The sequence below is a fragment of the Paenibacillus sp. Y412MC10 genome, from assembly GCF_000024685.1.
GTDB classification, from domain to species: domain Bacteria; phylum Bacillota; class Bacilli; order Paenibacillales; family Paenibacillaceae; genus Paenibacillus_AQ; species Paenibacillus_AQ lautus_A.
Window position 1 is genome coordinate 5,812,405 of the sequence record NC_013406.1, and the last position, 22,660, is coordinate 5,835,064.

A 22,660-nucleotide genomic window follows, 5' to 3' on the forward strand; every position below is an offset into this window, starting at 1 on the left:
CTCGATGCTAGTGTCTTGATACCTGCATTCCACGTCTGGCCAACAGTTTAATAAAGCAAATAAAAGAGGAGCCGCTTCAATAGCGGCCCCTCTTTTTTTATGGCATGCACCTTCAGCGCTCATGCGGAGAGCAGATCTCCCGCCACGCCAAGTATGGATTACAGCGTAGCGCGCTCGCGCCGGCTAAACGTTTTGCGTTTCTCGATCAGGACGTTCACCGCATCGACGTAGGCACGTGCGCTCGCTTCCAGAATGTCGGTGCTCAAGCCGCGGCCTTGCGCGGCCACGTCGTTTTGGGACAGCACGACATGCACTTCACCTTGGGCATCCTTGCCGTGCGTTACCGACTTGATGGAATAGTCCGCAAGCGTAACCTCTTCTCCGGTCACCTTGTCGATCGCGTTATAGATCGCGTCCACGGAACCGTTGCCCTCGGCCTCTTCTTCAATCGTCTGATCTTCTGTTGCAATGCGCACCCGCGCCGTCGGCGTTGATTCGTTGCCGTAAGCAACAAAGATCGTTTCCAGCTTGAAGACCTCTGGCGTATCGATCAGTTTTTCCTCCAGCAGAGCCAGAAGATCCTCATCGGAAACTTCCTTCTTCTTGTCGGCCAGCACTTTGAATTTGGCGAATGCGTCATTCACCTGTTCTTCGGTCAGCTCATAACCCAGATCCAGCAGCTTCTCCCGGAAAGCATGGCGGCCGGAATGTTTGCCTAATACCAGCTTGCTTTCTTTGAGTCCGATGGACTCCGGGGTCATAATTTCGTAGGTTGTCTTCTCCTTCAGCATACCGTCCTGGTGAATGCCGGATTCATGGGCGAATGCGTTCGCGCCGACAATCGCTTTGTTGCCTGGCACGACCATGCCGGTCAGCTTGCTCACAAGGCGGCTTGTGCGGGCGATTTCGGTTAAGGCCAGCCCCGTCTTCGCTCCAAAGAATTCGGAACGCGTCTCGAGCGCCATCGCGATTTCCTCGATCGCGGTATTGCCTGCACGTTCACCGATTCCGTTGATCGTGCCTTCGATCTGATCGGCCCCGTTCAGAATGGCGGCAAGGGTGTTCGCCGTGGCCATGCCCAGATCGTTATGGCAGTGCGCACTCAGCTGAACCTTCTCGATATCCGGAACATTTTCCTTCAAGTATTTGAAGATGGCCCCGTATTCCGAAGGGTTCAAATATCCCACGGTATCCGGAATGTTCACGACATTGGCGCCTTCGCGCACTGCCATGGCGACGACCTCGGCCATGAAATCAAGCTCGGTCCGGCCCGCATCCTCCAGGGAAAATTCCACTTTGGAAAAGTACTTCTTAGCGTAACGGATCGAAGCCTGCGCCGTTTCCAGCACCTGCTGCTTCTCCATCCGCAGCTTGAACTTGCGGTGAATCGGCGAAGTGGCCAGGAACACGTGAATGCACGGGTCCTGGGCACCTTGAAGCGCTTCGCGAACCGCATCGATGTCATTCTCTCTGGAGCGTGACAATCCAATGACCGTAACGTCCTTCACCGCGCGTGCCACTGCATTCACAGCTGCAAGGTCACCGGGGGACGCCGCTGGAAACCCTGCTTCCATGCGGTCGATTTTCAACTTTTCGAGCTGAAGGGCGATTTCCACCTTTTCCCGAGTGTTCAAATTCACGCCAGGAGACTGCTCACCATCTCTCAGCGTTGTATCAAAGACATAAATCTTTCGCATGTCGGCACCTCCTTGAAGTTTATCTCATGACGTAAACATCCGGCGGCAGTTGATAGAATCCCCTGCCGCCGGCTGCTTAATCTGACGGATCCGGGCAGCAGCATCATCATCTCATGCCGGGCTGCCCCAAACCCCGAAGAATTCCTTATGAATTCTATATATTCTTATTTTTTGATCCAATGCATCATTTCGCGAAGCTCTGCACCCACCACTTCGATCGGATGCTCGGACTCGTTGCGGCGAGTAGCTGTCAGGAAAGCGCGTCCCGATTGGTTCTCAAGGATAAAGTCGCGGGCGAATTTACCCTGTTGAATATCAGACAGGACTTCTTTCATTGCCTTCTTGGTATCTTCGGTTACCACGCGAGGGCCTGTTACATAGTCGCCATACTCCGCCGTGTTGCTGATGGAGTCGCGCATGCTTGCAAGACCGCCTTCATAGATCATGTCCACGATCAGCTTCAGTTCATGCAGGCACTCGAAGTATGCCATTTCCGGCGCATATCCAGCTTCGGTCAACGTTTCGAAACCTGCTTTGACCAATGCGGATACACCGCCGCACAATACCGCTTGCTCACCGAACAAGTCTGTTTCGGTTTCTTCGCGGAAAGAAGTCTCGATAACGCCTGCGCGAGTACAGCCGATGCCTTTTGCATAAGCAAGACCGATCGCCTTAGCTTGTCCAGTCGCGTCTTTCTCGATTGCGATCAATCCAGGTACGCCAAAGCCTTCAACGTACGTACGGCGAACCATGTGACCCGGGGATTTAGGAGCAACCAGAAGAACGTCGTTGTCCTTAGGAGCTACGATTTGACCGAAATGAACGTTGAAACCGTGGGAGAACATCAGTGCCGCGCCTTTTTTCAGGTTTGGCTCGATGTCGTTCTTGTACACCGCTGCTTGCGTTTCGTCCGGCATCAGGATTTGTACTACATCCGCACGGCTAACGGCTTCCGCTACAGGGAGTACTTCGAAACCGTCGTTTTTCGCTTTGTCGAACGATTTGCCTTCACGAAGACCAATGACAACCTGAAGTCCGCTGTCGCGCAGGTTTTGCGCTTGGGCATGACCTTGGCTTCCGTAGCCGATAACCGCGATTGTTTTGTCTTTCAGCACGCTGAGTTCTGCATCTTGTTCATAATAAGTAGTAATTGCCATTTGTATAAGTCCTCCTTTGATTTTAAAGACCCTTCATGATGAGCGGGTATCTCAATAGACCGCTGCTTACCCGATCTGCTGAGACACCCGCTCATGCCATGCAGGTGTCTAACGCTTATATTGCAATAACTTTGTCATCCGGATAAAAAGAATAATGTTACATCATTACGCGTTACCGCGAATCATCGCGGTAACCCCGGTACGGGAAAGCTCCTGGATGCCATAAGGCTTAAGCAGCTCGATCATCGCATCGATTTTGACGGTATCGCCGACAACCTGAACCATCAGGTTGGTCGTGCCGATATCCACGACGGATGCGCGGAAGGTTTCGACGACGCCCATAATTTCCGGTCTTGCCGACGGCTCGGCTTTTACTTTGATCAGGGCGAGCTCCCGGGCAACCATCGGCTTCGAGCTTAGATTGATGACTTTAATGACATCGATCAGCTTGTAAAGCTGCTTCTCTACCTGCTCCAGCGTCGTTTCGTCTCCAGTGGTTACGATAACCATCCGGGACAAGCCGATTTCCTCCGACTGTCCCACGGTAATGCTCTCAATGTTAAAGCCCCGGCGTCCGAATAACCCGGATACGCGCTGCAGGACACCCGGCTGGTCATTCACTAGTACGGCAATGGTATGTTTTGTACTCATCTTACGCATCCCCCATCAGCATTTGATCGATTGTCGACCCTTGCGTCACCATCGGATACACGTTCTCGCCTTTCTCTACAACGAATTCAACGAGGACGGGTCCCGGCGTTTCCATCGCTTCGGCCCAAGCACGCTGTGCTTCTTCTTTCGTGGTGGCACGAAGTCCTTTGACACCGTAGGCTTCAGCAAGCTTGACGAAATCAGGGCTGCCTGCCAGATCGATATGGCTGTAACGGTTATCGTAAATGATCTCCTGCCATTGACGAACCATCCCAAGCACCTGGTTGTTGATGACAACGATTTTTACCGGAATGTTGTTGATGGCACAGATGGCAAGTTCTTGCGAACACATCTGCATGCCGCCATCCCCGTTGATCGAAATGACCAGGCGATCCGGATGCGCCATCTGGGCACCAATCGCGGACGGGAATCCGAAGCCCATCGTTCCGAGACCGCCGGAGGTGATCCAGGAACGCGGCTGGTTGAACTTGTAATACTGCGCGGCCCACATTTGGTGCTGGCCAACGTCAGTCGTTACAATGGCTTCACCCTTTGTGGTGTCGTTCAGCATTTCGATAACCCATTGCGGCTTCAGCACCGTATCCGAATCGACATAACGGAACGGGTATTCGGCTTTCCATTTGCTGATCTGGTCTCTCCAGGCATCAGCTTTCGCTGCGTATGGAACGAGCGGATTCAGCATCTCAAGCACGGTCTTCACGTCTCCGACAATCGGGATATCGGTCGGCACGTTCTTGCCGATCTCAGCCGGGTCGATATCGATATGAACGATCTTCGCATGTGGCGCGAAACCGTCGAGCTTGCCTGTAACCCTGTCATCGAATCTTGCCCCGATGTTGATCAGCAGATCCGACTGCTGAATACCATGGTTCGATGTGTAGGTGCCGTGCATGCCCGGCATTCCTGTCCACAGATCGTTGCCTGTCGGGAAGGCGCCAAGGCCGAGAAGCGTTGTCGTGATCGGAATCCCGGTTTTGTTCACGAATTCGTACAGTCCTTCGTGAGCACCGGAGTAAATCACGCCGCCGCCGGCAAGAATCATCGGACGCTCGGCCTCCTCGATCGCGCGGGCCAGTTTATCCAACTGAAGTTTGTTCGGCACCGTCCGAGGATTATATCCTCTCAGCTGGATTCGCTCTTCCGGCTGGAACAGCGTGGTTGCCGCCGATACATCCTTCGGAATGTCGATCAGCACCGGTCCTTTGCGGCCGGTTGAGGCGATATGGAAGGCCTCATGAATCACCCTTGGCAGATCCTTAACGTCCCTTACCAGATAGCTGTGTTTCGTAATCGGCATCGTGATGCCTGTAATATCCGCTTCCTGGAAAGCATCCGTACCGATCAGGGTTGTTGCAACGTTACCGGTAATAACAACGAGCGGAACGGAATCCATGTAAGCTGTTGCGATACCGGTCACAAGGTTCGTTGCCCCCGGTCCTGAAGTTGCTATGCATACGCCGACTTTGCCGCTTGCGCGAGCGTAACCGTCAGCGGCATGAATGGCACCTTGCTCGTGTCGGGTCAAGACATGGTTGAAATCCTTAAAACCATACATCGCATCGTAGATATACAGGACGGCTCCGCCCGGATATCCGAAGACGCACTCGACACCTTCGAGCAGAAGACTCCGAAGCAAGATTTCCGAACCGGTAATCACTTCAGGCTTCAACCATTTCTCTCGTAATTGTTCTGTAGACCGCACTTCTGGAGTTTGCGCGCTCATCAGTCATCCTCCTCTCAAATATTGGCACTCTTCTCTTTCATCCATGATTCAAGCAACAAAAAAACCTTCCGTCGCCACACCCGGAGTATCTCCGTGTGAGGGACGAAAGGTTTAGCTTCCGTGGTACCACCCATATTTGCCCTACACCTCGCAGTGCAGAGCCTCAGCAGGTATGAAGAACGCATGAACACAGCTCTTCAATATCTGCAGTCCGTAACGCGGACTAAGACGATTCCCCCTAATAAACGCTGTTACGACTTAATGCGATAAAGTCATAGCGTAGCATCTTTCAGGGAAACAGCTCCGAGGTGAGCTCGTATAAAAGGGGTTTTGGTGGTGGTTTCAGCTGATCCATCCACTCTCTGAGCAAAAGAGCCCTTTAAACTTCGTCCTCATCATTGCCGATTGGATATATTCGTTAAAATGTTTAGAAACATTATATGATTCATTCAATCCAGAAGTCAACACATTTATTTTACTTCCGATGAAAGGTTTTCATTCACATTGGGCGCAATTCCTCCGCCGCCTTGAAGCAAAACACCCTATGAAACCCTGCTACATATGATAAATGGAGCAGACTTAACCGCGGTGAAGGGAGGAAACAACACGATGATCCGTTACCGAAAACCGGACCAGGATGATCCGATGATTCTGCAGCTCATCGAGTCCCAACTCGTCCCGCTTTCCCATATGACCAAAAAAGAGCTGGACCTCATCCGCAAGGATATTCCCTCTCGTTTACGGCGCGGCGTGACCCTTGTCGCTTCGCCTCAGGATAACGAAAAAATCGTTGCTTTTATCCATTTCATGATGCACGGCGAGCTGCTGTATATCGATATGCTGGCCGTCGCATCCACCGCACAGCGAAAACGGTGGGGTGTCCGTTTGATGGAACATGCCGAACGTTTCGCTGTATCCCGCGGATGCAAACGTGCCAAGGTCATGGTGGACATCGGCAACCACACCGGCCTTCATTTTTACCGAAAGCTTGGCTATACGGTGACCAGAATGATCGAACCCAGCCGATGTTATGAGTTGGAAAAGATTTGGTTCCTCTAATTACCAGAAGAAGCCTGGCCCGAATCCTGGTCCAAAACCCGGTCCAAAGCCTGGTCCAAAGCCCGGCCCGAAGCCGCCGTAACCCGGTCCAAAGCCGCCAGGGTAGCCTCCAAACCCGCCGCCATATGCATAAGGTGCCGTACCAATGGCAAGAAGATCAAACAATGCGAGCGGAATAATCGCCTTGGTTTTCACCTTTTTCCCCTTGGTTGCCGGTTCCACATAAAGGCGGTTGCCGGAGACGCGTACCAGCTTGCCCGTCACCACAGTTCCGTTTTTCTTATACGCCACGATCTCTTTGCCCACGTATGATTTCACTTTCGCCTTGCTGACAGGCTTGTGCATAAGATCCCTCCTCAGGTAATATACATTTCAATTTATTCCGGAAGGAGTTCCCTTGCTTGTTTCATGGCCCTTACGATAGCAAAAGATAGGCGACTCTCTCCATGAGCCGAGCACCCGTGCCGCCGAAATGATGCATGATAGCCCGGGGACGCAAAATAAAAAAAACCGCCGTAATATTACGGCGGTTTTTTCATACACGTATAATTAAGCGTTCACTTTTTCTTTAGCTACAGTAGCCAAGGAATTGAACGCGTTCAGGTCATTCACAGCCAGATCAGCCAGCATTTTGCGGTTGATGTCCACGCCAGCAAGCTTCAGTCCATGCATCAATTTGCTGTAGGACAGACCGTTTTGACGAGCAGCCGCGTTGATACGAACGATCCACAATTTGCGGAAGTTACGCTTCGTATTGCGACGATCGCGGTATGCATAAACGAGGGATTTCATAACCTGCTCGTTCGCTGTTTTAAAAATGCGGTGTTTGGAACCGAAATAACCTTTCGCAAGCTTCAATACTTTTTTATGTCGACGACGAACGACAAATCCGCCTTTAACTCGTGCCATATCAAAAGACCTCCCAATAATTGTTGTTTACTATTTCAAGTTAGCCAGACCTTGCTTCAAACGTTTAACATCTCCAGGCGCCATGACAGGGCTATTGGACAATACGCGCTTCGCACGCTTGGATTTGTGGGAAAGCAAGTGGTTTTTGTAAGCTTTATAACGTTTAACTTTACCAGTACCAGTAATTTTGAAGCGGCCTTTCAGGCTGCTATGTGTTTTCATTTTAGGCATTGTAGTACTTCCTCCTCTAATTTCTCTTAGGCTTTTGGAGCCAAAATCATAATCATGCTGCGGCCTTCCAATTTCGGCTGACGCTCAATGACGCAGAGATCCGCCACTTCCGTTTTCACGCGCTCCAAAATCTTCTGACCGATGTTAGCATGGGTGATTTCACGGCCGCGGAAACGCACGGAGCATTTCACTTTATCGCCGTCTTTCAAAAACTTAACGACATTGCGAAGCTTGGTTTGATAATCATGCTCCTCAATGTTGGCTCGGAACCATACTTCTTTGATGTCCACAATTTTCTGGTTCTTCCGTGCTTCCTTCTCTTTCTTCTGCTGCTCATAGCGGAATTTACCGTAGTCCATGATGCGGCATACCGGCGGTTTCGCCTGAGGGGCCACGTTCACCAGATCCAGATTGAGATCAATTGCCATTTGCAGTGCTTCACGAATCGGCTTGATCCCGATTTGCTCACCTTCGGCACCAACCAAACGTACTTCTTTGGCCCGAATCTCGTCATTGATCATATGTTCCTTACTGATAGTCCTCCACCTCCAAATTACTTGTTGTTCCTGTTTGCAAAAAAATAAAGGGATGACGGGTTAACCACCGACATCCCTATTTGATACTCATCTCACAAATGAAATTGAATCCATTCATTGATTTCGTGATCAAACCAGACAACGCATGTCGGTCAGGTGAGAAGCGGCGCTTCTGCTTGCAATCAGATATTCTGTTTAACAGACTAGAATAGTATAACAGGCCATCCTAACATCTGTCAACACAAATGGCATAAAAAACTTTGGATTAGCCTTGTTTGCTCTGAACTTCTTCAAGGCGCACAACCCGGGTATGCTCCGTATGGCTCCATTGCTTGTTGTTCTGCGTGAAGAACGCGTATACCGTGATGGGATACCACGACAGCAGATAAATCGGAAACAGCACCAGATACATATATACCTTCTTGTACTTCACCTTCTCCAGAATCATCGCAATCATGAACGTGAACACATTCGCCGCAATCGCCGTAAAGCTCAGCCACAGCGGTAAATAACCGTACAGGTTCGCGATGTTCGGACCATTGAAGAACGAGCTGTCAACCCAGATGATGGCCGTCAACAAGAAAGTCAGCAGCACGATGTAGACGTTGACTCCGTAGAGGGCCAAGTCCAGCTTCACAAGGCTGCGCTCCTTAATGGCACGCCACAACAGCGGGAAGAAATAACGGCGGGCAACCGTAAAGTGACCCTGCATCCAGCGCAGACGTTGTCTGGCGGAAGCCTTAAACGTAAGCGGCTTTTCGTCGAATACCTTCGCGTCGTAGTTGAACTTCGGATACACGCCGCGCATGACGCTGCGCATGGTGAACTCCAAGTCCTCCACCAGACTGGTTGCGCCCCAGCCGATCTCCTTCAAGAGATTGGTCTCGAAGCACATTCCCGTTCCGCCGAGGAAGTTGGCCATGTTCAGATTGCTGCGGGACAGCTGCCACAAGCGGTTGATATACCAGTAGGAAACCCCGTAAGAGGCGGTGATCCAAGAATCCTCTGGGTTCTTGGTATCGATATATCCCTGGATAACTCTTGCTCCAGAGCAAAGATCGTTGTTCATTTCATTCAAGAAATTCGGATCCGCCAGATTATCCGCATCAAACATAACGACCGCGTCATACTGGCGCGGCATCGCCCAGAGCTCTTTCAGCATCCATTCGATGGCATAGCCTTTGCCTCGAAGATTCTGATTCGTGCGCACGCAGGCGTTCATCCCGTGGGCACGGACGATCTCTGCTGTACGGTCTGTACAGTTGTCGCAAATGACAAATACGTCGTACAGATGTTTCGGATAATTTAGCTGTTTCAGGTTCTCCATTAATGCCCCGACAACCTGCTCTTCGTTATGCGCAGCAACTAACACTGCAAATGATTTATTGGGTTCAAACTGTTGTTTCTTTTTTCTTTTGACCAGACCAAACAAAGAGAATACGAACTGGTACACACCCACCGCGGCCAAGAATAGTTGGAGCGCGATAAAGATGGCGTCTGTCATGATTCTCCGTTACCCCCTTTTTATAACCCGAGAATGTTTGTTGTTTTTTTCTCTCTAAGTTCTTCGCATTTTTGTTGTTGCTATGACCCTGTGACTTGTGTCTGTCCTTCTAGTAGCCTCGGTGCCGCGGGGCAACTTCGCACGTCATACACGATTTTCCACACTTTTGAATCTTTTGTCAAAACCGTGGAATGCTCTAATTTACGGAAAAACTTATTAAAAGAGCTCAGCTTGCATTCCAGTTTGCCAGCAAGCTTCGTTTCAAACGGCTTTAGTTCTTATTTTCATCCGTTTTCTTGCTTTTTATTTCTCTTGGCTGCCCATTTTTTCTTTTTCGACTTGTCCGCCAATAAATAAACGCAACAGACAACCAAAAAGTTTTCGTTTTTTTCAGTGCTCTTTCTCTAATAAACTTTTTGACGTCCGTTTGAATCATTGTAGCGGCATCTCCTACTCAAGTCAAAAGACCACGGACCCTGATTTTCTACAAAATGCGCGCTGCTGGCTAACTCCTTAAGTAGCAAGGGTCCAGCGAGAAGCTTGCCGAATCAATTGGCCGTTTCCGGGACCAAAGTCCCTTACCTGCAAGGGGGAAGTGGTTGATTTCTCTTCCCAAAATCGATATGTTAAAGTTAAAGAATAACGCTGCAGAACGGGTGAAAAGTAGTGGCTAAAAAAAGAGTCTTGCTGTTATCTGAAGGGTTCGGCGCAGGCCATACACAGGCCGCTCATGCACTCTCCAGCAGCCTGCGCCAGTTGTCCCCTAGCGTACAGACCAAAGTTCTCGAGCTCGGGAGCTTCTTGAACCCTAAAATCGCTCCACTGATCATTTCGGCCTACAGAAAGACCATTACGACTCGCCCAAGATTGGTCGGGTACATGTACCGCCATCAAAAATCCTTTAACCGTTTTACCGCTTTAGCGCTTCACCGAATGTTCTATACAAGCACCAAGAACGTGGTCAGGCAGCTCCGACCCGACATCATTGTGTGCACCCATTTCATACCAAGTGCGGTCATCTCGCGTTTGAAACGGCTGGGCACGAACGTGCCCCTGTGTACCGTTATAACCGATTATGATGCTCACGATACATGGATCAGCCCTGAAGTCGACCGATATTTCGTGTCCACGCCGGAAGTGAAGCGAAAGCTGCTCAATCGCGGGGTTTCCCAAGCCAAAATTCAGGTCACCGGCATTCCGATCCATCCCGACTTCTGGACGCATCCGAGCAAGGAGGAAATCCGGGCGCGGTTTAACCTGTCCGATATGCCTACCGTGCTGGTGATGGGCGGAGGCTGGGGCATCATGAATGACGAAGTTGTGCATGAATTTCTGACCCGATGGCGAGAAGAAGTCCAGATCATATTTTGCCTCGGCAATAATGACAAGGGCCGCGAGGAGATGGAGAGCAATTCCAGGTTCCAGCATCCGAACATCCGGATATTGGGATTTACGCGGGAGATCGACAAGCTGATGGAGGTGTCGGATCTGCTCGTTACGAAGCCCGGCGGCATGACATGCACCGAAGGCCTGGCCAAAGGAATTCCGATGCTGTTCCATCAGCCCCTTCCGGGACAGGAAGAAGAAAACTGCCAGTACTTCACGGCGCAGGGATTGGGAGAGCCCATCCATTCCCTGGAGGTTCTGGGCAAATGGATGAACAAGCTGCTTCATCAATACGACCTGATCCAAGAACAACGGGCGCAAAACTTGCAGGACATCGAACGCTTTCATCCCATGCAAAGCGCCCGCAGCATCATCGACATGCTGGAAAACGAAAAGGTGTACTCCTGAATAAGGAGCACACCTTTTTTGCTGCGTTTTATCCCGAGCAAATCACCCGAATGGATAGATTTTCTTCTATTATAATAGTTGTAAACGCTATCACAGAGAGGAACTATCACGTATAGATGTTATTTTCCGTATTTTTCAAGGCGATTCTGATGGTATGAAGCAAGGGCTTCCTTGCCTACAATCGCCTCGCAGCGATGAATTTGCATGCCTTGGCCGACGAATTTCGTTTCGTATTCTGTCATGACATGCTCTTCGTTCAGCCCGTCACGATGCAGATCCAGCGAAATGTTCGTCATTTGCAGACCATAATCGGCAAATGCATTCAGGGAGAATTCGAAGAGCGTGACCGAATCGGTCTTAAAATGGATCTCCCCCCGCTCGTTCAGGATCCGGGAATACTTGTCCAGAAAGCGCGGATGCGTCAGACGACGGCGTGCATGCTTTGTTTTTGGCCACGGATCGCTGAAGTTCAAATATAACCGTTCAATTTCGCCGGGCTCAAAAACCTCCTCGACATTCTCGATATTAAACAGCGCCAGCTTCAGATTCGGCGGGGTATCGACTCCCTCCTGGGCCCAGACATTGCGCCCCTTCTCGCTTGCGCGGCGAATCAGCTCGTCGTACATGTCGACGCCGATGAAATTCACTTGCTGATGCTTGTAACTCATCTGGCTTATAAATTGGCCTTTGCCCATGCCGAATTCGACATGGATCGGAAGGTCGTTGCCAAATAACGAAGCCCACTTCCCTCTATATTGACCGGGGTCCAAAACGACCAGGTCTTCCTGCTGCTCCAGATTTTCCCGTATACCTTTTCTTCCGCGTAAACGCATGTCATACCTCCGAAACTTTCCAAGTAAATTTAGAATGATATCCCGATACTGCATTTATTGTGACGAAGTTGATCCCAAAAGTAAAGAGCCCCATAGAAAAAGGAACCTACGCTCTGCTCAACGCAGAGGCTTTAGGTTCCTTTTTCTTATATTTGGAATTGGGGTTCCGCGATAGTTAAACTGTGAATAGTCTACCTTTCTTCCGACGTAAAATCAAACGTCTTCTCAAAGGCAGCCCGAATCTTGCGACGTGCCGAAGCCTTGACTCCCTGGTCGGAGTTAAACTCCACGCCGGTAAGGGCTAGGGCTTCATTCGGGGTAAGCTCCACAGCGATTTTGTCTTTACTGTCATTCTTTACTGTCGATGAATTCATTCGTAATCACCTCACGGTATTATTGTATCCATGACGTCACACAAATATGAATCCTATCCGTTATATACCCATGCCAAAATTGCTTGAATCATCTTTTTATTTTTCTATTTTAAATATACCAATTATATGCAATCCATTCAAGTAACAACGTCTTAATTAGGCTTGAAGACCTGTATATAACGCAATCCTTTATTTTTTGTTACAATGGACGTAGCTGTTCATTTAAGTAAAAGGCCAGTAAATTATGGGTTGCCGGGGCCTTGGCTGAACCTGTCTCAATTCAACTTAAGCGGCTATAAAGGAGCAAATATGAGCACACCACTTATACCCGCCCCGACCTTATGGGGCGACAAACGTTTTCATACATGGAATTACGAGATGCGCGGCCAGTTCCAGGAGAAGGTATTCAAGGTTATGCTGGATGCCGGCTTTACGTGTCCGAACCGTGACGGCACGATAGCCAAGGGCGGATGCACCTTTTGCAGCGCCCGCGGCTCCGGCGATTTCGCGGGAAGGCGGCGGGATGATCTCGTTACCCAATTCAACACCATCCGTGACCGGCAGCACCAGAAATGGCCGAACGCCAAATATATCGGCTATTTCCAAGCCTATACCAACACGTATGCTCCGGTCGAAGAACTTCGCGAATATTATGAAGTCATTCTGCAGCAGCCGGGGGTTGTCGGTTTGTCGATCGCCACACGTCCCGATTGCCTGCCTGACGATGTCGTGGAATACTTGGCGGAGCTGAACGAGCGAACCTATCTGTGGGTGGAAATGGGTCTGCAAACGATCCATGATTCCACTTCCGAGCTGATCAACCGGGCCCATGATACCGAATGTTATTTGGAAGCCGTCGAGAAGCTGCGCAAACATAATATCCGGGTCTGTACACATATTATTTACGGGCTTCCGCAAGAGGATCATGACATGATGCTTGCCACCGGCCGAGCGGTCTCCAAGATGGATGTGCAGGGAATCAAAATCCATCTGCTGCACCTTATGCGCAAGACGCCGATGGTGAAGCAATACGAAGCCGGGCTGCTGCGATTCCTGGAGCAGGACGAATACATCAGCCTTATCGTGGATAGCCTGGAGTTTTTACCTCCGGAAATGATCGTCCACCGTCTAACCGGAGACGCTCCCCGGGATCTCTTGATCGGACCGACGTGGAGTCTCAAAAAATGGGAAGTGCTTAACGGCATCGACGCCGAGCTCAAGCGCCGGGATACGTGGCAGGGTAAATTGTGGGGGGTATCCTGATGGGCTTCCTCTCGGTTTTAAGTTTTGCCCACAAACTGGTGTCCGAAAGGCTCCGTCCCGGAGACATCGCGCTGGATGCAACCGCCGGAACCGGAGCCGATACGCTGTATTTAGCCAAATGCACAGGCTCAAAGGGCAAAGTGTATGCCTTCGATATTCAAGAGCAGGCGCTGCAGCTGACTCGGGAAAGGCTGGACAAGGAGCCGCCTGGCACCCTCGCAGAGGTTAGCCTTCTTCTTCAGAGCCATTCGCTTATGAGGGAGTGCGTACCTGAGATTGAGCACGGCCGCATGGGTGCGATCATGTTCAATCTCGGCTACCTTCCGGCGGATTCATCGGATAAACGGATCATGACGGAGACCGCCAGTACGCTCACGGCCCTGGAGGCTGCGATCGAGCTGCTCCGCCCCGGCGGCATTATTACCATCGTGCTGTATCCTGGCCACAAGGGCGGCGATGCCGAGGCGGACGCGGTCCAAGCTTGGGCGGGTGAATTGCCCCAGCACAAAGTGCAAACGATTTTGTATCGCGGCCTTCAGCGTTCCGAAGCGCCATATCTCATTGCACTGGAACGAAAGAAGCCGATATGATATAAGTTCTAGGAGAGGTACCGCACTTCACATCCATAGAATATTCCAAACATGATGAAAGGTAGATGATTACAATGACAAAACCATATCCATTGTTGTTCCAGCCTGAATTTAAAGAACGCGTGTGGGGAGGCCGGGCACTAGAACAGTTCGGCTTGGATATTCCTGAAGGACATATCGGAGAAGGCTGGATGATCGCCGACCATCCGAACGGCACGACCAGCATCGTGAACGGCGAGCTTGCCGGACGCGGCTTGGATGAGGTCCGGGAGCAATTCGGGCGGGAATGGTTCGGAAGCAAAGGATTCTCCGAGGTTAACGGACGTTTTCCGCTCCTGATCAAGCTGCTTGACTGCAATGACAACCTCTCCGTTCAGGTCCATCCGACCGATGACTACGAAGGGCTTCCGAAGGGCGAGCTTGGCAAGACCGAAATGTGGTATGTGCTGGATGCTAAGCCGGACGCCAAAATCATATACGGCCTGAAAGAAGGCGTGAACCGGGAAACCTTGAAGGAAGCCATGGAAAACGGCACCGTTATGGACCAGCTTCAAGAAGTGTCCGTAAAGGCCGGAGATACGTTCTACATACCTGCAGGAACCGTGCATGCGCTCTGCGCGGGCGTTGTGGTGGCGGAAATCCAGCAAAACTCGGATACGACCTACCGGATTTTCGATTATAATCGACCGGGTCTTGACGGTAAGCCGCGCGAGCTCCATATCGAAGACTCCTTGAATGTGACGGCCTATGAAGGATCGGGCGCAACCACCATGAGCACGGAAGGAACGGCGCCGGGAGAATGGCTTGAGCTTGCCAAATCCCCGTATTTCGTCGTGGAAAAAGGCGTCGTGAGCGGTGCATGGTCCTTGTCCACTTCCGCGGAAAGCTTCACGATCGTGGTTGTATGCGACGGCCAAGGAACCCTCAGCTGGGATAACGGCTCCATCGATTACACGTCAGGACAGTGCTTCCTGCTGCCTGCGAATCTGGGGGCCTATACATTGGATGGGCAATCCACGGTTCTGCGTTCATATTTGCCTTAAACAGGGTATAAATAAATGATATAAACCATTCGTTCTTGTGGAGGTGCCAGCCCTAATGATGCAAACCGACACGTTTACGATGCTGAATACGCAGGGTATGCATGTTTTTGTATATGAATGGCTGCCCGGCCCGGATGATCCCGTTCGTGCCATTGTGCAAATCGCGCATGGCATGTGCGAAACCGGCAAGCGCTACGAGGAGCTTGCCGAATTGCTCACGGAGCACGGCTATGCCGTATACTGCAACGACCATCGAGGCCATGGGCTAACGGCCGGGCTTACGCATCTCGGCGATGCCGGGGAAGACGGCTTTGAAGGAATGATTGAAGACCAGCTGCTTCTTGCTTCCGAGCTCAAGAAGCGCCATGCCGGCGTTCCGCATTATTTGATGGGGCACAGCATGGGATCCTTTTTGACGCAAAAAATCATTTGTTCGGACGGTGAATTATTCGACGGATTCATCCTGTCAGGCACTAACGGTCCCCAGGGACTGCTGACGTTCGGGATGGGCTTGGCGGCCGCGCAAATGCGCCTGCAAGGAAACACCCACCGGAGCCTGATGCTGAACGCCCTGGTGTTCGGTCCTTACAACAAAGGATTCGGTCCTATCCGCACGCCGTTCGATTGGCTATCCCGGGATGAAGCCGAAGTGGATAAGTATATCAACGACCCATACTGCGGCAAGGTGTGCACCGCTCGCTTCTTTCGCGATTTCTTCAAGCTGCTGTCACAGATCCACCAGCCTCAATTGATGAAATGTCTTCCGAAGGATAAGCCTGTCTATATTTTCTCGGGCGAGGATGATCCGGTCGGACACCGCGGCAAAGGCGTGCGGCGGTTGATCGAATTGTATCGGAAGCATGGCGTCCAGGACCTCGAATACCGTTTGTATCCGGGCGGCCGCCACGAAATGCTGCACGAGACCAACCGTGCCGAAGTGGCAGCCGATGTGCTCGACTGGCTCGAACGGCACACATCCGGCTCGGACAACGTACCGCAAGAATCGATACGAGTGATGTAACAAAGCGTGATGCCAAGACATATAAAAGGGATGCCCCGGGTTTTTGAAATCCAGGGCATCCCTTTTATTATGCTGCTAAGCAGTTCGTTAGTGTATACAGAACCTTTGAAATTGACAGCGTAAAGGCTCAATCGAAGCACCTTACTCATCATCGCTCGGCGTGCGATCGATGATCAATTGCGTGACCTGGGTGTACTCTCCTTGCGCTACCTCGTCCTCGGTAGCCTCTTCGCGCAGATCGTCATTGGTTTCCATGCCCGGTGCGATGGTCGGCTCGTCAGACGAAAGCTGTTCTTGCCCCTTCCGATTGTCGTTCATAACATCCCCTCCTCATCGGTTGATGCCAATTAGAATACCGATGCCAGGGCTGTTTTATTCCTGAAACGCCTTTAGATAGGGCTCGTTATGATCGCAAAAGGGTCGCTAAAGAGCGGGGCCGCCGGTTCCTGGCAGCGGAAATTAAGCAATTACGCCAAAACAACCAATCCGTGTCACAACCAATCTCGGAAAAGGCTTGTCCCTCGTTTCCCCTATTATGCCTGCGTCGCTATTGCGTCGCTAACTCCAAAGGCATCGTGTAGTACTGGGGCTGCCCTGTTTCGCTCTGCTGGTACAATACCAGCAGCATCGTTGCGTGTACCGCATGGTCCGGATAGCCCGTACCACCTTGAATGGCATCGTCGAGGTTAAATGGCAGCACCTCGATCATCGCATGCTTCTGAAGATCACGCTCCGTGATCCCAAGATCGGCGAAATCGGCGGATAGTGCCGCGGGGTCTTCCACGATTTTACGAACATTGGCGTTCCACTGCGCTTTGTCTTGGGCATGATCCCACCATATTTTGCGCGGCTTGTATTTATGGCCCAGGAAATAATCAAACTTCATCAGACCGGAGACCACGTTCATGTTCGGCGTGTTCCGAAACTCCAGAAAGGCCGTTAACCGCGTAAACAGGTCCTCGAGCTGATGGCCGATTTTTTGCCAGCCCTGTCCTTCCCAGTAGTCGCCAAATTCTTGGAAGAAATCAAACGGCGACGTAAACTCATGCTTCATCAAATAATTGAGGGTGTGGTCCATTCGGTGTGCATTCCAATACTTCTCCAGCACATCCTCCAGTCTCTTCAAACGGACGATATCCGAGAACGGAAGCACGTCGCTGCCAAGGATCTCATACGGAGCATGGTCCATGTAGGTGTAGTTATACTTGTCCGCATCAATCCGCAGCCCGGTTCCCCGCAGCATCTTCAGGAAGCCTAACTGCAGCTCCTCCGGTCCAAGGGCAAACACATCGTTAAACGTTTTGCGGAACGTAATGTAATCCTCCTCCGGAAGCCCTGCGATCAAATCCAAATGCTGGTCGATCTTCCGGCTCTCCTTGATCATCGTCACCGTGCGTGACAGCTTGGTGAAATTCTGGCGGCGCTTCACCAGCTCGTTGGTCGGATCATTCGTAGACTGCACGCCGATTTCAAACCGGAAAATGCCGGGAGGCGCATGGTTCGCCAAAATATTCCAGCACCTCGGGACGCATGATATCCGCCGTAATCTCAAACTGGAACACGCAGCCGCCATGATTTTCAATCAGGAACTCAAACATTTCAAGCGCGTAATCGCGCTTAATATTAAAGGTGCGGTCTACGAACTTGATCAATTTCGCTCCGTTCTCGATCAGGTAGAGGATATCCGCCTTGGTCCGTTCAATATCGTAGTAGCGAACTCCCACCTCAATGCTCGACAGGCAGAACTGGCAGCTGAAGGGACAGCCCCGGCTGGTCTCAAAATAAACAACCCGCTTCCCGAGGTGCGGGATATCCTCCGGAAAACGATGCGGGGAAGGCAGCTCGGCCAGGATGCTTTTCGGTCTTCCCGGGTTCACGATAATTTCGTCCTGCTTGCGGTATGCCACGCCATACACGAAATGGAATTTCCTGTCCCCTTCGATCGTTTGCAGCAAGTGATGGAAGGTCTCCTCGCCCTCGCCCATGACGATAAAGTCGACATGGTGCAGCCGCTTCATCCAATATTCCGTGTCGTAGGACACCTCGGGCCCGCCCAGTATGATCGTGACCTCCGGCATAATCTTCTTCACGATATCGATCACTTTAATCGTTTCTTCGATATTCCATATATAACACGAGAATCCGATCACATCCGGCTTGCGCTGGAACAGGTCGGAGACGATATTCATCACGGGATCCTTGATCGTGTACTCCGTCAATTCGATATCGAAATCCTTCTCGCTGTATGCCTTCAGGCAGCGAATGGCCAAGGAGGTATGAATGTACTTGGCATTCAAGGTTGATAGTATGACTTTCATGGTAGGGCCCACTTTCCTTCTACATAATGTTATTTATTACCGAACGGTACCGAACGCTTTTATCCTGACTGATAATACGGGAATAAGCCATGAGTTCCGCCTGACATGCAAGCCTATTCTTCATAATCATACACATCGTCACCGTCATTCGACGCGCCCTGACCATTCAGGAAAAACTCAAGGAACGGACGTCCGTATTTACGGAATTTCACTTCGCCGACCCCTTTGACGTTCAGCATCTCATCCTCGCTCTGCGGGCAGACCACGCTCATCTCGCGCAGCGTTGCATCGTTAAAAATGATGTAGGACGGCACATGCTCCTTGCTTGCCAGCTCGCGCCGAATCAAGCGCAGCTGCTCGAACACCGTCTCGTTAACGGCAGACGGCGAGTAGTCGCGGCGGCTGCCGCTGCGTTGGCTGCCTGCGGCTTTGGAAGGCCGCGGAACGCGCTGCATCACTTCGCGCTGGCCCTTTAACACGTCGGCCGCCTCGCTTTGAAGTTTCACGACGGGATATTGGCCTTCGGTCAGTGCCAGGAACCCTTCCGAGATGAGCACATTGATCGTCTCGGATATTTCCTTCTCCGTCCGGTTCGACATGACGCCATAGGTTGGAAGCCGGTCAAAGCCGTATTCCAGCACTTTTTTCGCCCGCGAGCCCTTCAACACGGAGGCGATCATCGACACGCCAAAGCGCTCGCGCATCCGGTGAATGCAGGAGAAGATTTTCTGCGCATCCACCGTGATGTCCACCAGCTCCCGGTCGTCCGTGCAGGAGCTGCACGTACCGCAGGGCTTGTCTTCGTGTTCTTCCCCGAAATAGTCCAGCATCGCGCTGCGCAGACACCTTGTGGTGTAGCAGTAATCGATCATCTGCTGCAGCTTTCGGTAGTCGTTCTGCTTCCGTTCGCCCTCCTGGGGGTTCTGTTCGATCAGAAATTTCTGCGTCATGATATCCTGGGCGCTGAACAGCAGGATGCACTGGCTGGGCTCTCCGTCCCGCCCGGCGCGGCCGGCTTCCTGGACGTAAGACTCCATATTTTTCGGCATATTGTAGTGGATGACGTACCGAACGTTGGATTTATCGATCCCCATGCCGAACGCGTTCGTTGCAACTATGACGCGAATATCGTCATACAGGAAGGCCTCCTGGCTGTCCGCTCGCTCCGCATCGCTCATGCCGGCATGATAACGTCCGGCAAGTAGCCCCTTCGCCTGCAGGCGCTGGCATAAATCATCCACCTCTTTCCGGGTGGCAGCATAGATGATGCCCGGCTGGTGGGTATGCGAGGCCGCATAATCCAGCACGAACTCCCGCTTGTTCTCGCCGCGAAGCACCGACATTTCCAGATTGTCGCGCCCAAGTCCCGTCACGAACACCTGCGGCTGCTCCAGTCGAAGCAGGCGCTGCATGTCCTCCATAACCTCCGGCGTAGCCGTCGCCGTAAAGGCCGCGACAATCGGGCGGTTCGGCAGCCCTTTTACGAAAGGAGCCACGGAGAGATAGCTGGTCCGAAAATCATGACCCCACTGGGATACGCAGTGCGCTTCGTCGACAGCAACGATCGAAATGTCGAGGCCTGCCATCTCCTCACGGAACCAGTCCAGCTCAAGCCGTTCCGGGGCGACATATAACAGCTTCAAGTCACCGCGCTTGGCCGCGCGTATGCGCTCGTTCACTTCCTTGCCGCTGAGCGTGCTGTTGATATATGCCGCCGCCACGCCCGCCGTCGTAAGTGCATCCACCTGATCCTTCATCAGGGAGATCAGAGGCGATACGACCAACGTCAGGCCCGGGCTGAGGAGTGCCGGGATCTGATAACAGATGGATTTGCCCCCGCCCGTCGGCATAATCCCGAGCGTATCCTGGCCGGTTAGCAGGCTCGCGACGATTTTCTTCTGTCCGTCCCGAAAATCGGGATAGCCGTAATATTTTTGCAGGTATTCCCGCGCTGTGTCCATAATCATCGATTCTCTATCATTTGTTTCCACATTCATGGATATAAACTCCTTATTTCACCTTGGTTTTCCGTTTTAGAAAGCCCTCATCCTTTAAGTTTAACGGCCTTTCCATGAATGGGCAACCGAATCGGGGAAGGAAATTGCATTCGACGAGCAGAATTTCATAAATGTGGAAATATGTCTCCTATCATGTAGAGCCATTAAAACGAAGTTGGTGATTCCCTAATGAACGATGAACATGCCGAAGCCGTGCGGCAGACCATTCAATATATGAAGGAGCATCTGGACGAGCCGATGACAACCGAGCTGCTCGCCGATCTCGCGGGGTACAGCCCCTACCATTTCTCCAGGATATTCAAACGGGTAACCGGCATTTCCGTCAGGCAGTACCTGTCCGCCCTCCGGGTCGAATCGGGCAAAACCGAGCTCCTTCAAAGCCCCTCCCTGCTTGTGAAAATCGGAATGAACATCGGTTTGGTAAGTCCGGGCACCTTCAACACCCGTTTTAAGCAGCTTGTCGGCCTGTCTCCGAAGAGGTTCCGCTCCACCACCGAATCCCTTCATCGTTATGTGAATCAATATGAGCATAAGCCGTTAGCCTGGGCAGGGGAAGAATCGCAGGCTTTGCCACGGATTCGCTGCCGGATCGAAGCTCCCGAGGCGTTCCGCGGCATGATTTATGTCGGTCTGTTCCCAAGACCCGTGCCCGATCAGAAGCCCGTAACCGGTACGGCCGTCAACCTCAAGAATCGGACCTGCACCTTAACCGGCATGCCGGCCGGCACGTATTACGTGCTGGCCGCGGGCATCCCCTGGAGCCTCAATCCAAAGGATTATTTTCTGCTGGGCAAATCCCTGCGCGGCAAACTGGAGGAGCCTGTCCATATCGACAGGGGAACCGATCTTGACGTGAAGATTGCCTTACGGGAGCCTCTGCCCCATGACCCGCCGATTGTGGTTAACCTGCCGCTGCTCTTGTTTGAGAAGGATCGGAATAACAGCGCAAGGTAGAAGAATTTTCGATGTGCTTGTCCATTTATAATGGAACTGCAAGAAGCGTTGTCTGGAACAATCAGCGCTATATGATGGAGGAATATACATGACCATTATTCAAGAAACCGTGATTCAGGCCGATGTGCAGCTCCTGTGGCGAGCATGGACCGAGTCCGCAAGGATAACCGAGTGGTTTGCGCCGGCTGCGGAAATCGAGCCGAGAGCGGGCGGAAAATTCGAGCTGTATTTTAACCCCGCCGATCGCGAATCGATGTGCACCGCCGGGTGTACCATTTTGCGGTATGACGAGCCACGCGTGCTTGTTTTTGAGTGGAAAGGACCCGATCCCTTCGCGGAAACGATGAATCAAGGCGAGCTGACGGCGGTTAAGGTTGCCTTTTCCCCTGAGGCGGACGGCACGAGAATTACCCTGGAGCATACAGGCTGGAAGGATTCCGAAGCGTCCCGGCAAGCCCGGGAGTGGCATATCGATGCGTGGAAGGGGATGCTGGCCAGCTTGAAATCCAATATCGAATCCGGAAACGGGATTCTGTGCTGCAATTAAAACAAATCATGAGCGGAGGAGTGCGAGCATATGCCAAACCTATGCGTTCTATCGATCAATGTAAGTGATATACAGCAAGCCAAACAGTTTTACTGCGACGTTCTGGGATTCGAAATCTCCAGGGTTTATGATGATCAGATCGTCAGCTTGAAGCATGAGGGCATGTCCCTCGTTCTGCAGAAATGCGACCGTCCAACGAATACGGAATACCCGCATGAGGCACAGGTGATCATCGGAATCGAGACCCCGGATGTAAACGAAGCCATTGCGAACTACAAATCGAAGGGCGTCGACGTCATCTTCGATACGCCCAAGCCGTGCCCTCCCGGGCTGTACAGCGCCATCCGCGACCCGTTTGGCAATGTGATCGAGCTGCTGGAATTTACGGAGTAATCCATCCGTTCGGCAGCATCAAAG

General features: G+C 51.7%; 23 protein-coding genes and 1 pseudogene. 9 read left to right on the forward strand and 15 right to left on the reverse strand.

Features of this window, described 5'->3' with window-relative positions; genetic code table 11:
- Positions 1–158: 158 nt before the first annotated feature.
- From GYMC10_RS25400 to ilvB, 4 genes are all read right to left on the reverse strand, one after another.
- Positions 159–1,697 (reverse strand): 2-isopropylmalate synthase, encoded by a 1,539-nt coding sequence (locus GYMC10_RS25400; RefSeq protein WP_009589363.1) that lies wholly within the window; start codon positions 1,695–1,697, stop codon positions 159–161.
- A gap of 164 nt (positions 1,698–1,861) precedes the next feature.
- Positions 1,862–2,854 (reverse strand): ketol-acid reductoisomerase, encoded by a 993-nt coding sequence (ilvC, locus tag GYMC10_RS25405; RefSeq protein ID WP_009589347.1) that lies wholly within the window; start codon positions 2,852–2,854, stop codon positions 1,862–1,864.
- A 165-nt stretch (positions 2,855–3,019) separates the two neighbouring features.
- A complete protein-coding gene (gene ilvN, locus GYMC10_RS25410) occupies positions 3,020–3,505 on the reverse strand; it encodes an acetolactate synthase small subunit (RefSeq protein WP_009589349.1) in 486 nt (161 codons plus the stop codon).
- Position 3,506: 1 nt separating this feature from the next.
- On the reverse strand, positions 3,507–5,249 hold the full coding sequence (gene ilvB / locus GYMC10_RS25415) for a biosynthetic-type acetolactate synthase large subunit (protein WP_015737150.1): 1,743 nt from the start codon (positions 5,247–5,249) through the stop codon (positions 3,507–3,509).
- Positions 5,250–5,858: 609 nt separating this feature from the next.
- On the opposite strand from ilvB, the gene GYMC10_RS25420 reads away from it, so the two are divergent.
- Positions 5,859–6,308 carry a GNAT family N-acetyltransferase gene (locus GYMC10_RS25420; protein WP_015737151.1) on the forward strand — a complete coding sequence of 150 codons (450 nt, stop codon included), beginning with the start codon at positions 5,859–5,861 and terminating at the stop codon, positions 6,306–6,308.
- Here the strand turns inward: GYMC10_RS25420 and GYMC10_RS25425 are convergent, their stop codons facing one another.
- The 6 genes from GYMC10_RS25425 to GYMC10_RS32650 form a co-directional block, all read right to left on the reverse strand.
- On the reverse strand, positions 6,309–6,653 hold the full coding sequence (locus GYMC10_RS25425; protein WP_015737152.1) for a hypothetical protein: 345 nt from the start codon (positions 6,651–6,653) through the stop codon (positions 6,309–6,311).
- Positions 6,654–6,857: 204 nt separating this feature from the next.
- Entirely contained in the window at positions 6,858–7,217 is a 360-nt protein-coding gene (gene rplT, locus GYMC10_RS25430) for a 50S ribosomal protein L20 (protein ID WP_006212255.1), read from the reverse strand.
- Between the two features lie 30 nt (positions 7,218–7,247).
- A complete protein-coding gene (gene rpmI / locus GYMC10_RS25435) occupies positions 7,248–7,448 on the reverse strand; it encodes a 50S ribosomal protein L35 (protein WP_007127239.1) in 201 nt (66 codons plus the stop codon).
- 26 nt (positions 7,449–7,474) lie between these two features.
- On the reverse strand, positions 7,475–7,969 hold the full coding sequence (gene infC / locus GYMC10_RS25440; protein ID WP_009589332.1) for a translation initiation factor IF-3: 495 nt from the start codon (positions 7,967–7,969) through the stop codon (positions 7,475–7,477).
- 280 nt (positions 7,970–8,249) lie between these two features.
- Entirely contained in the window at positions 8,250–9,488 is a 1,239-nt protein-coding gene (locus tag GYMC10_RS25445) for a glycosyltransferase family 2 protein (protein WP_009589322.1), read from the reverse strand.
- A gap of 271 nt (positions 9,489–9,759) precedes the next feature.
- Positions 9,760–9,924 carry a hypothetical protein gene (locus GYMC10_RS32650; protein ID WP_015737153.1) on the reverse strand — a complete coding sequence of 55 codons (165 nt, stop codon included), beginning with the start codon at positions 9,922–9,924 and terminating at the stop codon, positions 9,760–9,762.
- 230 nt (positions 9,925–10,154) lie between these two features.
- Between GYMC10_RS32650 and GYMC10_RS25450 the strand changes: the two genes are divergently transcribed.
- Positions 10,155–11,282, forward strand: coding sequence for a UDP-N-acetylglucosamine--LPS N-acetylglucosamine transferase (locus tag GYMC10_RS25450; protein WP_015737154.1), 1,128 nt, complete (start codon positions 10,155–10,157; stop codon positions 11,280–11,282).
- Positions 11,283–11,401: 119 nt separating this feature from the next.
- Here the strand turns inward: GYMC10_RS25450 and trmB are convergent, their stop codons facing one another.
- The gene (gene trmB, locus GYMC10_RS25455) at positions 11,402–12,115 is read right to left on the reverse strand and encodes a tRNA (guanosine(46)-N7)-methyltransferase TrmB (protein ID WP_009589338.1); all 714 of its coding nucleotides are present in this window, start codon (positions 12,113–12,115) and stop codon (positions 11,402–11,404) included.
- A gap of 191 nt (positions 12,116–12,306) precedes the next feature.
- Entirely contained in the window at positions 12,307–12,489 is a 183-nt protein-coding gene (locus GYMC10_RS25460) for a hypothetical protein (protein WP_015737155.1), read from the reverse strand.
- Positions 12,490–12,798: 309 nt separating this feature from the next.
- Between GYMC10_RS25460 and GYMC10_RS25465 the strand changes: the two genes are divergently transcribed.
- The 4 genes from GYMC10_RS25465 (at position 12,799) to GYMC10_RS25480 (ending at position 16,406) form a co-directional block, all read left to right on the forward strand.
- A complete protein-coding gene (locus tag GYMC10_RS25465) occupies positions 12,799–13,752 on the forward strand; it encodes a TIGR01212 family radical SAM protein (RefSeq protein ID WP_009589327.1) in 954 nt (317 codons plus the stop codon).
- Positions 13,752–14,342: a class I SAM-dependent methyltransferase gene (locus GYMC10_RS25470; protein ID WP_015737156.1), complete on the forward strand. Its 591-nt coding sequence runs from the start codon at positions 13,752–13,754 to the stop codon at positions 14,340–14,342. Before GYMC10_RS25465 ends, GYMC10_RS25470 begins: the two co-directional genes overlap by 1 nt.
- 74 nt (positions 14,343–14,416) lie before the next feature.
- The gene (locus GYMC10_RS25475) at positions 14,417–15,385 is read left to right on the forward strand and encodes a type I phosphomannose isomerase catalytic subunit (protein ID WP_015737157.1); all 969 of its coding nucleotides are present in this window, start codon (positions 14,417–14,419) and stop codon (positions 15,383–15,385) included.
- Between the two features lie 55 nt (positions 15,386–15,440).
- Positions 15,441–16,406, forward strand: coding sequence for an alpha/beta hydrolase (locus GYMC10_RS25480; RefSeq protein ID WP_015737158.1), 966 nt, complete (start codon positions 15,441–15,443; stop codon positions 16,404–16,406).
- Between the two features lie 141 nt (positions 16,407–16,547).
- Here GYMC10_RS25480 and GYMC10_RS32655 read toward each other — a convergent pair whose 3' ends face one another.
- From GYMC10_RS32655 to recQ, 3 genes and pseudogenes are all read right to left on the reverse strand, one after another.
- Positions 16,548–16,724: a hypothetical protein gene (locus GYMC10_RS32655; protein WP_015737159.1), complete on the reverse strand. Its 177-nt coding sequence runs from the start codon at positions 16,722–16,724 to the stop codon at positions 16,548–16,550.
- A gap of 229 nt (positions 16,725–16,953) precedes the next feature.
- Positions 16,954–18,724: pseudogene (locus GYMC10_RS25485) on the reverse strand (B12-binding domain-containing radical SAM protein).
- Between the two features lie 113 nt (positions 18,725–18,837).
- Entirely contained in the window at positions 18,838–20,721 is a 1,884-nt protein-coding gene (gene recQ, locus GYMC10_RS25490) for a DNA helicase RecQ (RefSeq protein ID WP_015737160.1), read from the reverse strand.
- Between the two features lie 189 nt (positions 20,722–20,910).
- Between recQ and GYMC10_RS25495 the strand changes: the two genes are divergently transcribed.
- The 3 genes from GYMC10_RS25495 (at position 20,911) to GYMC10_RS25505 (ending at position 22,636) form a co-directional block, all read left to right on the forward strand.
- Positions 20,911–21,696, forward strand: a complete 786-nt coding sequence (locus GYMC10_RS25495; protein ID WP_015737161.1) for an AraC family transcriptional regulator — start codon at positions 20,911–20,913, stop codon at positions 21,694–21,696.
- Between the two features lie 88 nt (positions 21,697–21,784).
- Positions 21,785–22,243, forward strand: coding sequence for an SRPBCC family protein (locus tag GYMC10_RS25500; protein WP_015737162.1), 459 nt, complete (start codon positions 21,785–21,787; stop codon positions 22,241–22,243).
- Between the two features lie 30 nt (positions 22,244–22,273).
- Positions 22,274–22,636, forward strand: a complete 363-nt coding sequence (locus GYMC10_RS25505; protein ID WP_015737163.1) for a VOC family protein — start codon at positions 22,274–22,276, stop codon at positions 22,634–22,636.
- The last annotated feature ends 24 nt before the right edge of the window (positions 22,637–22,660 follow it).

Excerpts from the sequence above, each read along its gene's own strand:
- GYMC10_RS25400 (WP_009589363.1), bottom strand. The coding sequence starts at position 1,697 with ATGCGAAAGATTTATGTCTTTGATACAACGCTGAGAGATGGTGAGCAG.
- ilvC (WP_009589347.1), bottom strand. The coding sequence starts at position 2,854 with ATGGCAATTACTACTTATTATGAACAAGATGCAGAACTCAGCGTGCTG.
- ilvN (WP_009589349.1), bottom strand. The coding sequence starts at position 3,505 with ATGAGTACAAAACATACCATTGCCGTACTAGTGAATGACCAGCCGGGT.
- ilvB (WP_015737150.1), bottom strand. The coding sequence starts at position 5,249 with ATGAGCGCGCAAACTCCAGAAGTGCGGTCTACAGAACAATTACGAGAG.
- GYMC10_RS25420 (WP_015737151.1), top strand. The coding sequence starts at position 5,859 with ATGATCCGTTACCGAAAACCGGACCAGGATGATCCGATGATTCTGCAG.
- GYMC10_RS25425 (WP_015737152.1), bottom strand. The coding sequence starts at position 6,653 with ATGCACAAGCCTGTCAGCAAGGCGAAAGTGAAATCATACGTGGGCAAA.
- rplT (WP_006212255.1), bottom strand. The coding sequence starts at position 7,217 with ATGGCACGAGTTAAAGGCGGATTTGTCGTTCGTCGTCGACATAAAAAA.
- rpmI (WP_007127239.1), bottom strand. The coding sequence starts at position 7,448 with ATGCCTAAAATGAAAACACATAGCAGCCTGAAAGGCCGCTTCAAAATT.
- infC (WP_009589332.1), bottom strand. The coding sequence starts at position 7,969 with ATGATCAATGACGAGATTCGGGCCAAAGAAGTACGTTTGGTTGGTGCC.
- GYMC10_RS25445 (WP_009589322.1), bottom strand. The coding sequence starts at position 9,488 with ATGACAGACGCCATCTTTATCGCGCTCCAACTATTCTTGGCCGCGGTG.
- GYMC10_RS32650 (WP_015737153.1), bottom strand. The coding sequence starts at position 9,924 with ATGATTCAAACGGACGTCAAAAAGTTTATTAGAGAAAGAGCACTGAAA.
- trmB (WP_009589338.1), bottom strand. The coding sequence starts at position 12,115 with ATGCGTTTACGCGGAAGAAAAGGTATACGGGAAAATCTGGAGCAGCAG.
- GYMC10_RS25460 (WP_015737155.1), bottom strand. The coding sequence starts at position 12,489 with ATGAATTCATCGACAGTAAAGAATGACAGTAAAGACAAAATCGCTGTG.
- GYMC10_RS25465 (WP_009589327.1), top strand. The coding sequence starts at position 12,799 with ATGAGCACACCACTTATACCCGCCCCGACCTTATGGGGCGACAAACGT.
- GYMC10_RS25470 (WP_015737156.1), top strand. The coding sequence starts at position 13,752 with ATGGGCTTCCTCTCGGTTTTAAGTTTTGCCCACAAACTGGTGTCCGAA.
- GYMC10_RS25475 (WP_015737157.1), top strand. The coding sequence starts at position 14,417 with ATGACAAAACCATATCCATTGTTGTTCCAGCCTGAATTTAAAGAACGC.
- GYMC10_RS25480 (WP_015737158.1), top strand. The coding sequence starts at position 15,441 with ATGATGCAAACCGACACGTTTACGATGCTGAATACGCAGGGTATGCAT.
- GYMC10_RS32655 (WP_015737159.1), bottom strand. The coding sequence starts at position 16,724 with ATGAACGACAATCGGAAGGGGCAAGAACAGCTTTCGTCTGACGAGCCG.
- recQ (WP_015737160.1), bottom strand. The coding sequence starts at position 20,721 with ATGAATGTGGAAACAAATGATAGAGAATCGATGATTATGGACACAGCG.
- GYMC10_RS25495 (WP_015737161.1), top strand. The coding sequence starts at position 20,911 with ATGAACGATGAACATGCCGAAGCCGTGCGGCAGACCATTCAATATATG.
- GYMC10_RS25500 (WP_015737162.1), top strand. The coding sequence starts at position 21,785 with ATGACCATTATTCAAGAAACCGTGATTCAGGCCGATGTGCAGCTCCTG.
- GYMC10_RS25505 (WP_015737163.1), top strand. The coding sequence starts at position 22,274 with ATGCCAAACCTATGCGTTCTATCGATCAATGTAAGTGATATACAGCAA.